Below are 12,727 nucleotides of genomic sequence, written 5' to 3'. Positions count from 1 at the left end.
TGACAACAGGCTTATTTACACCACAAAACACACCATCGGTGATCAGACGGTTTTCTAACCACAGTCCTGCAAAACGGCAGGAGCCATCCAGGATGGCGCAACATCCCGAGTTTTTGGGAAAAACACGATTTGCACAGAAGGTTATTCCAGCATGACGAAGGCTGCTTCCAACATATCAAACCATGTAGATGATAGCGGACGCGGATTACGTATGCTGTTTGGCATGCTCTGGCGGGGCCGGATGATTATCGGCATTTGTGTCGCACTGGGTGCGGTGTTTGGGGTTATGTCAGCCTCACAGATTGAACCGCGCTACAGGGCGCATGGCAAAGTGATGTTTGACGTACAGCAAGCCAATGTCCTCAATATGGAAGACATGCTGCTGGCGAGCCCACTGTTTGATTCAAGCGCGCTGGAAAATCAAATTCAAATCCTGTCCTCAACGGCGCTGATCGAACGCGTGATTGACGAGCTGGAACTAGACAAGGACCCCGAGTTCAATCCGCTGCTGCGGGTGGAGAAGCCCTCGGCGCTGGACAAAGTGCGTGACTTGGTTGACGTGGGCGCCACGCTCGACGCTCTGCGCCAAAGATTGAGCGGCGCAGTCCCGGCCCAAGACGAGCAACAGAACACAACAGCACGCGATCGCTCTCATCTCGTGCGGCTTGCAGTGATCTCTAACGTGCGCAAAGGCCTGTCATTTCGCCCTGTGGGCCGCAGCCGGGTGATCCAGATTGCCTTTATGTCTGATAATAGGGCCACTGCAGCCAAAATTGTGAACACAGTTGCCGAGAAATACATTCTCGACCAACAAGAGACCAAACAGGAAGCCGCACGTGCTGCGACGGTCTGGCTGGCTGAACGTGTCGACGAGCTGCGCCTGAGCGTACAAACAGCCGAAGAGGCCATTGAAACCGCGCGGTCCGAAATTTCTGATCGCACCGGGCAGACGCTTGAGGTCACGCAACAGCAGCTTGAAGCGCTGAACCTTGAATTTGCAGCAACCCAAGCGGCCTTGTCGCGCCAAGAGGTCTTATATAATCGCCTGACGGATTTTCTGGCGCAAAGCACCGATTTTGGAACTGTCTCAGAATTCCGCGATTCACCACTGATCCAACAATATCGTATTCAACTTGAAGATCTGCTCTCTGAACAGTCCATCCTGCGGGCCTCTTATCCCGAAGGCCACCCATCACTGCAACAGGTGAGCGAAGATATCACCACAGTTCAAACCAGCATGGCGCAAGAGGCGCAGCGTATTGCGACCTCAGCCGGGCTTGACCTGCAGGGCATTCGCGCGCAGGAGGCCTCCCTTCTGGCAGAGGTGCGCCGTCTGGAAAAACTGGCCCTTGAACAGACCCGCAGTGAGGTTGACCTGCGCCAGTTGTCACGCGAAGCAGAGGCAAGCCGGGTGCTTTATGAGAGTTTCCTCGCCCGGCTTCAAGCAACAGCCGCACAGGAAGATCTGCATGAAGCCGATGCACGGATCCTGACCCGTGCAGAGATCCCGCTTTTTCCGCAATCGCAAAGCAAGAGCCTTGTGTTGACCATGTTCTCTATGATCGGGGCAATCATTGGGGTTGGTATTGTGTTTATCAGAACGCTCGTGAACACAACCTTCCGGTCGCTCGGACAGCTGGAGCTGGTGACCGGGCAGCATCTTCTGGGGGTTCTGCCTTTTGTTGGACGCTATAAAACCCGCGTGCGGGTGTTTCAGTATCTGCTGAACAAACCCAATTCGGTCCTTGCTGAAGCCATCAGGAATCTGCGCACTTCGATCTTGATGTCGAATGTCGATCATCCACCAAAGGTTTTGATGTTCACCTCCTCTGTACCTGGCGAAGGTAAGACCACCACAGCTGTAATGACGGCGTTGACCAGTCAGCAGATGGGCAAATCCACCATCATCGTAGATTGTGACATGCGGCGCCCCGATCTGTCGCAGTTCTTTACATCACCACACGGCAACAATGGTCTGATTGCCGCACTGCATGATGACGCCCCGCTGGAAGAGGCCGTGTTTCAGGACCCGGAAACCGGTCTTCATGTACTGATGACCGAAACAGGCGGCCGCTCTGCGCGGGTCAACGCCGCAGATGTTCTGTCATCGCAAAAATTCAATGATCTGATTGAGCGACTGACAGAAACATATGATCTTGTCATCCTAGACACGCCGCCCACACTGGCTGTGACCGATGCCCGGATCATCTCAAAACGTGTAGACTCGGTCATTTACGCGGTGCGTTGGGGCTCCACCGCACGCGGGGCTGTGGTCGAAGGTCTGAAAGAGCTGGAATCCGTCGGAGCCCCAATTTCTGGGGTGCTCATGACAATGATGGATGTCAAGAAATCAGGTCGCTTCTCATATAATGAGACAGGCTATTATCGCAGCACATTCAAAAACAGCTACGTCAAACCTTAAAGCTGCGCGTGCCACACCCTGATCACGGGGCAGCATATGCCTATGGTCAGGGCTGCACACCTGTTTGGATGCAGCCACCCACATCCCTAGTCAGATTCAGATATGGGGCTTTGCAAACCTGTAGCCCGTCATGGTGCACATACCAATCACTGTATCGCAGATAACGGTGGTGTTTTAAGGCGGGCTCCGCCGCTATCCCTCCCACACAAAAGGGCTGTCAAAATCAGCAAGCGCAGGTGCCGCCGCGTCTTTGTCTGACAGGATCGCTGCGCCCTCAAAATCCCAATCAATGCCGCAGCTGTTCCAGGCCACAGCACCGTCACAATCAGGCGCATAGTAATCCGTGCATTTGTAAATGATTTCCGTCTGAGGTGCGCGCGTCATGAAGCCGTGTAAAAACCCTTTGGGCACCAAAAGCTGTTTGCCGTTTTCTGCGGACAGCTCCACGCCCACCCAGTGACCATAGGTGGGAGACCCTTTGCGAATATCCACCGCCACATCAAACAAAGCGCCCTGCCCACAGCGTACCAATTTATCCTGCGCATGGGGCGGCGCTTGAAAATGCAGGCCCCGCACCGTGCCCACATCAGATGACATCGAATGATTGTCCTGTACAAACTCCAGATCAATCCCATGATCCAGCATCCGCTGCCGGTTCCAGCTTTCACTGAAAAACCCCCGCGCATCGCCAAACCGTTGTGGGGTCAGTATCACTACGCCTGCAAGGCGGGTTTCTTCTATCTGCATGGCGCTCTCTCGCTGTACCGTCCAAAATGCTTTTGCCAGACATAGCCAAAGCCTCTCGCCAAGGCCACTCTCGCTTTGGCTGAAACGAGGGCTCTAAAGGCCAGAAGCGCTGCGCTTTTTCACCCAGCCCAAAAAGGCCGCATCTGCGCTGCGCAATTGCGGGCTGCCCGTGCGCAGCCAAGTGGCGCGCCAATCCGCTTCCAGCGCGTAAACATCTGCACCGGGAAAAAGCGCGCGCGCCTGCTCCAGCGTGTCGGATTTCAAAACTGGCAGACCTTCCACCACCTGCCCCGGTTTCAGCGCAACACCTTTGCGGGAAAAGCGGATGATATCGCCGGGCAATTCTTCCATCTGATAATCCGGCAGGGTTTCAGCCGCGATCATGTCGCGCAGCATTTTGCGAAACACCCGACGCGGTGAGGCAGAGCCCGATTTCTTCAAAAGCGTATCCACCGAAATGCTCCACTCGGGCTGACGGCCACAATGTTTGCGCGTCAGCTCATAGATCCGCCGTTCCAACGGTTTGCGCAGACTGAAGTAATCCCGGCTCAGCGTCAGCACAGATTTGGACAGGACCGCACGATACAGCCATTCCGATAATGTCACCGCAACGCTCACCATCCGCCCCCCGCGCGCCTTGCGCACGATCTGCCATTTTTCAATCAGGCCAAACCCGGTGGTAACCTCTTCACCGCCGGTGACAATATTGGTGGTGATCCGGGTGCCCGCGAGACGTTCAAAAGCTTCGCGCAATCGGCGATAGGCATCGCCCGAGGTTTCGCGATTGGTGGCCACCAAAAGATCATGGGCTTTCAGATGCAAAGTGCGGCTCACCTGTCGGCCCGCATTCAGCGCCGCCATCAACTGGCTGATGCAAAAGATCAGGATGTCCTTGTCATGGATTGTCGCCAGACCTTTGACGCTGGGGGTCACGGTAATCTCAGCGCCATTGTGTTCATATTGCAGGATCCGCCGATCTGGTCGGGTCGCCAGAGAGAACAGGGGATGCTCCATCGAAACGAGATCGTTTTTGGGGACCGCTCCAAAGATATCACAAAGAAAGAAATCCCCCTGTGACAGATCTCCCTGTGCATGGGCTGGCAGATCGCCGCCAGGCCCTGCCCGCGTCACCGCCCCTGTTCCTGTTCCCGCTTGGGTCATCTTATACCTGCTCACTTTTGCCTCTTACATCTGAGGCTTTTCCGCGTGGTCTGCCTTCTGTTCGGACAGACTCATTTTTCGTGGTTTTAATTACACCCAGCCTAGAATTATCCACAAGCCCTCACAACGGGGGATCAGAGTCAGTTCTTCGGGGGATCAGATTCAGTTTATCGGGGTTTTAGATTCACATGCACTTTGAAAAAGGTCAGAATTCACCTTAAAAATATGGCTCATCTGCTCTTGGCTAGGGGCCTGTAACTAACTAATAACAAAATATAACAGGAAAAAAGATTACAAACCCCAAAGATCTGGCAAAACAGCAACGCTTTACTCTGCCGCAACCCCGTTATTTGCTTAGAAAATTCCATTTTTGATGCGATATTTCTTTCATGTGACGTGTTTTTGAGTATGATGCGATAAATGGCGCACATACAATAAAAAACCTAGGAAATACCCCTTCTCAGAACGCCTTTGCGTTTTAAACCATCCTACAAAGAGCAGACCCCTGGCATCGCCAGCAGCATGAGGCACAGCCATATGGCAAAAGATATCCACAAGGCCCGCGACCGCAGCAAAGAAAGCGCCTTGCCGCCGTATTTCAATATTGATCCAGACAGTGCTCTGGCGGATCTTGATACACCCACCACCACCAAGGGCTTTGCTGAGATCTCAGAAGCCTGCAGCCGGGGACGGGCAGATCTGGCCAGTCGGGGGCTGAATGAAGATGGTCAAAAACAGCTGCGTCTGTTTTCAACATGGGAAATAACCCGCTATCTAATCCCAGTTGCGCAAGCCCATTTTCGCCGGGTCCTGAAACAAAATCCAGATCTGCCTCAAGGCCAGGTTGAAGTGGAGGGGGGCGCCAAATGGTTCACCCTGGATGAAGTCCTGCGCCTACGCGCCTTCTTTGGAGCGCAGGGATCAAAATCCAAAAACTACCTGCCCTACCGCCCCGAAGGGCTGCCCGCAAAAATGGTGGCGGTGGCCAATTTCAAAGGTGGCGTTGGCAAGACCTCAACAGCCGCGCATCTGGCGATGTCTGCAGCGTTGGATGGCTATAAGGTTCTGGTGGTGGATTTGGATAGCCAGGGATCGATGACTTCCATTTTTAGCGGCAAGGTTGAAGATGAATGGCAAACCGCCTTTCCGCTTCTGGCGCGCCATTACGGCGAACATCTGCGCCTTGAAAACCAGCGCAGGTTAGACCGCGGCGATTCCCCCCAGCCTTTAGATGATGCGCTGACAGCTGCGATGGATATGACCGCTGGCGATGTGATCCAATCCACCCATTGGCCCAACATCGATCTGATTGGCGCGCAGCTCAATCTGTATTGGGCGGAATTTCAGATCCCGGTCTGGCGCATGGCGGCGCGGTCCTGGAAACTGTGGGACGCCTTGACTGACCGATTAGACGCAGACGGGGTTCTGGACCAATATGATGTGATCTTTATCGATACGCCGCCGGCGCTGGGATACCTCACCATCAATGGGCTGTCGGCAGCAGACATACTATTGGTCCCCATGGGCGCGTCTTTTCTTGAATTTGACAGCACGGGCCGCTTCTTTGACATGCTGCATTCCACCTTTGCCTCCATTGAAGAGGGGGAAAACCTTGCAGCCCGCGCTCTTGGCCGGCCTGAGATCGGCTTTGAGTGGGATGCGGTCCGCACCGTGATCACCCGCTATGACGGGGCCCAGCAGGGTGAGCTGGCTGGGTTGATGCAGGCCTATCTGGGCCCGGTTTTGTCTCCGCACAAACAGGATTACACTGCCCTTATCGGACAGGCGGGTGAACAGGTATCGGGCATCTATGAAGCTGATTACCGGGATTTCAACCGCGAGACCTATGCCCGCGGTCGGGAGACCTTTGATGCGACCTATGCAGCCTTTAAACGGCTCCTCATCGGGGTTTGGCGGCGCGAAGTGGGTGAGATGGAACAAGAGGCGCGCGCGGCCCAGTAGCCTTGCGTTAAGCTGGCTCGGGCAGGATGGCCCGTGGTCTGCGACAGGAGAGAATGATGGCAAAACGTAAAAGACTGACGCCTGCACAGGGCAGCTATCTGGCCCCAGATCCAAAACCCGCAGGTCTTGGTCCTGCCGCTGGTGTGGCCACTGGTGGAATTGCCTCTGCCCCCATTGCCCAGGTGGCGAGCGAAGCCTCAGCCCATGCTGCTTTGGAAGAGGTGACAGGGGTTTTAAACACCGCCCGCACCAAAGGGTTGATGATTGAAGAGCTGCCGCTTTCGGTGATTGACAGCCAGTATCTGGTGCGCGACCGGCTGGACCAGAACCCGGATGAAATGGCCGCGCTTGAGGCATCCTTGCGCGCCCGTGGTCAACAGACCCCAATTGAGGTGGTTGCCCTGCCTGAACCGCGCGATGGCATGACATATGGTTTGATTTCTGGCTGGCGGCGGTTGAGCGCGCTTAAAACGCTCTATGCCGAGGGATCAGAGCTGAAATTTGCCAGCGTGCAGGCCCGGATCATTCAGCCAGAAAGCGCTGAAGAGGCCTATGTGGCGATGGTGGAAGAAAACGAAATCCGGGTGAACCTGTCGCATTATGAGCGGGCCCGCATTGCGGTTCGCGCGATGAAGCAGGGGATCTATGCCAATCAGAAACTGGCGCTGCAGGGGCTGTTTGCCAATACCACCCGCTCGCGCCGCTCTAAGATTGGCAGCTTTGTTGCGCTGGTGGAGCAGTTTGACAGCTGGCTGCATTTTCCAACCGCCATCAGCGAACGTTTAGGGCTGGCCTTGGTGCGCGAAATGGACCGCCAGCCGCTGTTTGCACAGACCCTTACGGAGGCCTTGCGGCAAAGCCCGCGCCTTACTGCAGAAGAAGAGCTGGATATTTTGAACACAGCACTCACCGCAAGTGAAGGCTGCACCTACAAAGTGCCCCCTGTGGAGGAAACGACTGCGCCCGCCCCTGCTCCGTCTCGCCCGCGCGTGCGCAGCACCACGCCACAGATGGCAGCTGGAGAACGGCTTATCCTGAATGCAGGTCCAGGTCTTAAACTCAGCTTTTCGCCAGATCAGCGTAAGATCGAATTGATGGGAAATGCGATCACCGAAGAGTTTCTGGCGGATCTGCAGGACTGGCTGCGCAACCGCTGAACAGGTCAGATGATGGATAAAATCACCGGGTATAGCAGTGCTGTACCCGGTTTTTCTTTGTCACATCATACGTATTCAGTTTTTAGATTGTTTCGCGTGCGAAACATTTTCCGTGCGAAACACTGCCATAAGGGCGCGTGTGTGGAGAAGCTGCACCAAGCCGCGGGAAACAGGTTTGACATCCCGCATCAATTTCGGCTTGTGCTGGGATCAGATGAAATCCCGCTTGCGGGTGCATAAGGACCAAACCCCATGATCGCCTCTCCTGCCCCTTCAGTTGTGCCGCGCCGTCTTGTGGCTGTGGTGGTGACCTATAACCGTCTGGATAAACTGAAGGTGACACTGGCGCGTCTTCTGGATAGCCCGGCTGAAGAGTTGGCACAGGTGGTGGTGGTGAACAATGCCAGCACGGATGGCACCGCAGATTGGCTGGAGACGCAGGACAACCCACGCCTGGATATCCGGACCAGTGCAACCAACAGCGGCGGGGCTGGTGGGTTTGAATCGGGGATGCGCCACGCGATGGAGACCCATAGGCCTGACTGGTTGGTGGTGATGGATGATGATGGCCGCCCAGAACCGGGCGCGCTGGCTGCATTTCATGCCTTGCCTGAAGGCAAATGGGATGCGGTGGCCGCTGCGGTCTATTTCCCCTCAGGTGAGATCTGCGAAATGAACCGCCCTTCGCGCAATCCGTTCTGGAGCCTGCCCCAATTCTGGCGGACTCTGCGCAAAGGTCGCAATGGGTTTCACATTCCCCATGCAGCCTATCAGGAACCCGCTTGTGCGATTGATGTGACCTCTTTTGTGGGATTTTTTATCTCGCGTGCCGCGGTGGAGCAGGTGGGATACCCGGATGCGGATCTCTTCATCTATGGAGATGATTCAATCTATACCTTAGAGCTTAGTCGACAGGGTAGCCGGATTGGTTTTGTGCCAGATATTCGGTTTGAGCATGATTTCACCACCTTTGTTGATGCAGATAGCGGCCAAAGGTTTCGCCCCTTATGGAAGGTTTACTATCACCACCGGAATTTATTGCTGTTGTATCAGCGTGCGGCGGGATGGCTGTTTTGGCTGGTGCTGCCGGTTGTGTTGTTGAAATGGCTCTCAAAGGTGCGCCACCACGCCGGTGTGCGCGGCCGGTATCTGGCGTTGACGGGGCTTGCCGTCTGGGATGGGCTGCAGCGTCGGCGCAGTCGTGCTCATTCTGACATCTTACGGCGTGCTGGCGAGGGCTAAATCAGGTAAGAGGCTTGGAGCAAGGTTTAAAACACGGTATCCTGTGCCGACAAGAGTGTGCCGCGTTGAAAGGGATTCCGCCAGAGCGAGAGATGTTGCTTGTGCTTTTGGTGGTGCCGCCTTCAAACGGTGCGCATCTGGCGGTTTTGTAGATGTGCAGATGATAAAAAGGCCAGCGTTAAGAAACGGCCTTTCAGATGAAACGCAAAACCGTTGCAAGGGACAGGGACGGCAAATGATATATAAAATGCTGAGCGTTTTGACGCGGAAGCAGAAATCCTATGTGTTTCTCACGCTTGATCTCTTTTTGCTTCCTGTGTCTGCACTGTTTGCCTTTGGTCTGCAGAATTTGCAGACTACCCCAGTTGAGACCTTATTCCAGATTTTGCCATTACTGCCTTATGTGATGGCACTGACTGGCTGCCTGCTGTTTTGGCTGGGTCTGCCTCAGGTCAAGCTGAACGCTTATGAGCGTTATGCAATTTTTCAGACTGGTGGCATCGCTGTGAGCGCTGCATTGGGGTTGGTTGCAGGCACGACCGTATTTGGTCCCGAATTGCCCATGGGCACCTATGTGATGTTTGGCCTGTGTTATTTTATGGCCATGGCGGGGGCCCGTATTTTCCTGTTGCAGGTTGTGTTGGCAATTTATCGTCGGGCAGAGCCACGGTGCCGTGTGTTGATTTATGGGGCCGGAGGCACGGGGACGCAGCTGGCACAGGCGTTGAAGGCCCATGAAGAAATCGACCCGGTTGCCTTTGTGGATGACAATACATCCCTGCAGGGCCTGACCTTGATGGGATTGCCTGTGTTTGCGCCGGCCCGCATTCAGGAAATTATCACGAGCCGCCGGATCTCGCGGGTTTTGCTGGCCATGCCAAGCCAAAGCCAACCCAAACAAGAACAGATTATTCAGCGGTTGCAGAACTTGCAGGTGGATGTGCAGGCTCTGCCGTCTTTTGCGCAGCTTATCGGCACCGAGGCGTTGGTGGAAAAACTGACACCGGTTGCGCCTAAAAACTTTCTTGGACGCCGTGCACATGATGTGCCTTTGGCTGAAGCAACACAGGCATATCGGGATCAGGTGGTGCTGGTCTCAGGGGCGGGGGGATCAATCGGATCAGAGCTGTGCCGCCAGGTGCTGGCCTGTGCGCCGACACGGTTGGTGCTTTATGAACTGTCTGAACTGGCGCTTTATACCATTCACCAGGAACTGCAGGGGCAAGCTGAGGCTTTGGGCATTGATCTGGTGCCCGTTCTGGGGTCTGTCACCGATCCCCGTCAGGTGCGCGAGGTGTTGAGCGCGCATCAGGTGCAGGTGGTTCTGCATGCCGCCGCTTATAAACATGTCCCCTTGGTTGAGGCCAATCCGCTGGCTGGCCTTGCCAATAATGTTTTTGGCACGCGCACGCTGGCGCGCGTAGCGGGTGAATTTGGCGTCAAACGCTTTATCCTGATTTCCTCAGACAAAGCGGTGCGCCCGACCAATGTGATGGGGGCCTCTAAACGCATGGCGGAACTGGTGGTGCAGGATCTGGCTAGCCGCAGTCAAAGTACGGTGTTTACCATGGTGCGCTTTGGCAATGTTCTGGGGTCTTCAGGCTCTGTGGTGCCTTTGTTTCAGGAACAGATTGCCCGCGGTGGCCCGGTGACCGTCACAGATCCCAATGTGCGCCGGTTCTTTATGACCATTCAGGAAGCAGTACAGCTGGTATTGACTGCGGGGGCGGATGCCAAGGGCGGAGAGGTCTTTGTGCTGGATATGGGCAAGCCCGTATCGATCCTGCAGCTGGCGCGTCAGGTGATCGAAAGTGCCGGTTACAGCGTGCGCGATCCTGAAACAGGGGAAGGAGACATCAGCATTGATATCATCGGCCTGCGTCCCGGCGAAAAGATGGAAGAAGAGCTGACCCTGACAGATGAGCTGATGTTGACCCGTCACCCCAAGATTTTCTGCGCCCATGAAGCGGTGGTCTCTGAAATCGAAGTGGCGTCTTTCATCCGGGCTTTACGCCAAGCGGTGGCCAGCAATGACAATCTGGCGGCGCGTCAATTGATTGCGCGCTGGGTTGAGGGTGACGGCCTGGCCACAGCCACGCGAGCCCAAAAATAAGATCTGGTTTGTAAGAGTTGCAACCGCGCGCAAAGGCGCGCATTTTGTCCGCGAGATGTGACCATTTGTAATAGATGGTAAACCGCAAGAGACTTTGACCCGCGAAAGGGAAGCTGACGTGCCCGCAATCTTCAAAACACAAACACTTGCATTGGGGCTTATGGCCGCGATGGGAGGGGCCTCGTCTCTAGCAGCGCAAAGCAGCTATGAATTTTCCTTTGGCGCGCTGAGCGATGATTTTTTGGGGCGTAGCGAAACCTACGGTATTACCGCTTTTGATGGGGCGTATTTCTCGGGGCGCCATGTGTTTGGCGATCTGCGTCTGAGCTATACGCTGGGCGATGCCTTTGAAAATGATGCGGTGGACGCAGGGCTTGTCTTTTTTGATGTCTCTTATGCGCTTGGCGATGGAAATTGGCGCATCGGGGCGGGGCAAAGCGAACGCCACTGGGGGCCATCACGCTATACCTCTTTGATCCTAAGCCGCAATGCTCCTGCCTTTCCGGCAGCCTATATCGTGAAAGAAGAGGCCACCCAAAGCGATCTGCCCGTGCTGCGCTGGATTGGTCCATGGTATGGCGAGTTTTTGATTGGCACCACAGAGGATGCAGGCCAGCCGGAGGATGCGCTGTTTGTTGGCATGCGCCTGGGGCTGGAGCCAACGCCGGGCTTGGAGGTCGAATTCATTCGGGCCATCCAATATGGCGGTGATGGGCAGCCAAGCGGTTTTGGTGCGTTCACAGATGCGGTTTTTGGTAACACCAATGAAGGCGCTGCAGCAGGCGCAAATCAGGTTGCAGGCCTCAGCCTGTCTTATGATTTCAACCCGGACCAAAACGGGGTGCGTCTTTATGGACAAGCTTTGGGCGAAGATGAGGCCGGTGGCCTGCCAAGCTGTTGGTTCTTTATGGCAGGGGTTGAGGCCCGCACCCGGATTTTAGGGGCCAAAAGCACGCTGACGCTTGAACATGTGGACACCACGGTGAACACAACTGAAAATGGCTTTTGTGGTCCGGGCACGGCCTATGGCAACACAACCTATTCCTATCGCAACGAAGGGGTGGTTTTGGGCGCTGCTATCGGATCTGAAAGCCGGTCAACACAGCTGCGGGGCACACATGAGATGCCAAACTGGACGCTGGACTGGAGCCTTGGCCATTTTGCCATCAATGATGCAAACCTGCCCGGCCACAGTTTGAGCACCACCCGCGAAACCGGGACGGTTGCTTCAATTGGCGCAAGCTTTGACTTTGCCGGCGGCACCGTGCAGGGCATTATTGCCCATCAGGATTTTGATCTCGACACCGCTGATCAAGACAGCGGCACCCGTGTTGGTGTCAGCTACAGCCGCAGTTTTTAAAGCCTGTTTCAGCCTTTCCAAGACCCGGATGCGTAAAAACCGTCCCATGTATCTGGATCTTGGGGCATTTTAGCCGTCTGCTATTGGATCACTCTCAAGACCACATTTGAATGTGAGCTTGCGATGAGATCGCTTGCGCCAATCCTGTCGTTGAGTGCCGTCAAGGCTGCGACATTTGCAACGGTGCATCTGACCAGAGCGTCCAGATCCCCTGATAAGGACAGAACTTCCTGCACACCTTCAAGGGAGAGCATCCAGTTCAGCGCAGGATCACAGGGGCGGGCTGCGATTTTTACAAAGAGAACCGCACGGGTCAGATCATTCTGGGCATTGACGATCTGTGCGTGATATCCGCTGATAACGCCATTGGTCTCAAGTTTTGAAATCCGGTCTTGGACTGCGGTGCGTGACAATCCGATTTGGCGGCCGATTTCAGCGACACTTGTACGGGCATTGCGCTCTAAAATTGCAAGTATCCGTTTGTCTGTCTGATCCAAGTTCCATTCCCTCCAAACGCAGGTCAATTCCGTCGCTCTGCAAGTATCCGAAGTCTCAGGTGTTCT

The 12,727-nt window shown here is 55.1% G+C and carries 9 protein-coding genes; 6 read left to right on the top strand and 3 right to left on the bottom strand.

Translation table 11 applies throughout. The annotated features are described in order from the left end of the window. The first annotated feature begins 151 nt into the window (after window positions 1-151). Window positions 152-2,422 (top strand): GumC family protein, encoded by a 2,271-nt coding sequence (locus BLP79_RS16675; protein WP_090220831.1) that lies wholly within the window; start codon window positions 152-154, stop codon window positions 2,420-2,422. Between the two features lie 192 nt (window positions 2,423-2,614). Here the strand turns inward: BLP79_RS16675 and rfbC are convergent, their stop codons facing one another. Next, a complete protein-coding gene (gene rfbC / locus BLP79_RS16670) occupies window positions 2,615-3,169 on the bottom strand; it encodes a dTDP-4-dehydrorhamnose 3,5-epimerase (RefSeq protein ID WP_090220830.1) in 555 nt (184 codons plus the stop codon). A 93-nt stretch (window positions 3,170-3,262) separates the two neighbouring features. Next, entirely contained in the window at window positions 3,263-4,345 is a 1,083-nt protein-coding gene (locus BLP79_RS16665) for a replication initiator protein A (RefSeq protein ID WP_244516071.1), read from the bottom strand. A 522-nt stretch (window positions 4,346-4,867) separates the two neighbouring features. Here BLP79_RS16665 and BLP79_RS16660 point away from each other — a divergent pair. The 5 genes from BLP79_RS16660 (at window position 4,868) to BLP79_RS16640 (ending at window position 12,164) form a co-directional block, all read left to right on the top strand. Further along, the gene (locus tag BLP79_RS16660) at window positions 4,868-6,292 is read left to right on the top strand and encodes an AAA family ATPase (RefSeq protein ID WP_090220828.1); all 1,425 of its coding nucleotides are present in this window, start codon (window positions 4,868-4,870) and stop codon (window positions 6,290-6,292) included. A 56-nt stretch (window positions 6,293-6,348) separates the two neighbouring features. Then, the gene (locus BLP79_RS16655; RefSeq protein WP_090220827.1) at window positions 6,349-7,449 is read left to right on the top strand and encodes a ParB/RepB/Spo0J family partition protein; all 1,101 of its coding nucleotides are present in this window, start codon (window positions 6,349-6,351) and stop codon (window positions 7,447-7,449) included. A gap of 252 nt (window positions 7,450-7,701) precedes the next feature. Beyond that, window positions 7,702-8,691 (top strand): glycosyltransferase family 2 protein, encoded by a 990-nt coding sequence (locus tag BLP79_RS16650; protein WP_090220826.1) that lies wholly within the window; start codon window positions 7,702-7,704, stop codon window positions 8,689-8,691. A 235-nt stretch (window positions 8,692-8,926) separates the two neighbouring features. Continuing rightward, on the top strand, window positions 8,927-10,804 hold the full coding sequence (locus BLP79_RS16645) for a polysaccharide biosynthesis protein (RefSeq protein WP_408607955.1): 1,878 nt from the start codon (window positions 8,927-8,929) through the stop codon (window positions 10,802-10,804). Window positions 10,805-10,922: 118 nt separating this feature from the next. Continuing rightward, window positions 10,923-12,164 (top strand): capsule assembly Wzi family protein, encoded by a 1,242-nt coding sequence (locus BLP79_RS16640; protein WP_090220825.1) that lies wholly within the window; start codon window positions 10,923-10,925, stop codon window positions 12,162-12,164. Window positions 12,165-12,244: 80 nt separating this feature from the next. Here the strand turns inward: BLP79_RS16640 and BLP79_RS16635 are convergent, their stop codons facing one another. Next, a complete protein-coding gene (locus BLP79_RS16635) occupies window positions 12,245-12,661 on the bottom strand; it encodes an Lrp/AsnC family transcriptional regulator (RefSeq protein WP_090220824.1) in 417 nt (138 codons plus the stop codon). Between the last annotated feature and the right edge of the window lie 66 nt (window positions 12,662-12,727).

This window comes from Epibacterium ulvae (assembly GCF_900102795.1).
Lineage (GTDB): Bacteria > Pseudomonadota > Alphaproteobacteria > Rhodobacterales > Rhodobacteraceae > Epibacterium > Epibacterium ulvae.
This window is presented reverse-complemented; position numbering and strand designations above follow the sequence as displayed.

Excerpts from the sequence above, each read along its gene's own strand:
- BLP79_RS16650 (WP_090220826.1), top strand. The coding sequence starts at position 7,702 with ATGATCGCCTCTCCTGCCCCTTCAGTTGTGCCGCGCCGTCTTGTGGCT.
- BLP79_RS16645 (WP_408607955.1), top strand. The coding sequence starts at position 8,927 with ATGATATATAAAATGCTGAGCGTTTTGACGCGGAAGCAGAAATCCTAT.
- BLP79_RS16660 (WP_090220828.1), top strand. The coding sequence starts at position 4,868 with ATGGCAAAAGATATCCACAAGGCCCGCGACCGCAGCAAAGAAAGCGCC.
- BLP79_RS16655 (WP_090220827.1), top strand. The coding sequence starts at position 6,349 with ATGGCAAAACGTAAAAGACTGACGCCTGCACAGGGCAGCTATCTGGCC.
- BLP79_RS16675 (WP_090220831.1), top strand. The coding sequence starts at position 152 with ATGACGAAGGCTGCTTCCAACATATCAAACCATGTAGATGATAGCGGA.
- rfbC (WP_090220830.1), bottom strand. The coding sequence starts at position 3,169 with ATGCAGATAGAAGAAACCCGCCTTGCAGGCGTAGTGATACTGACCCCA.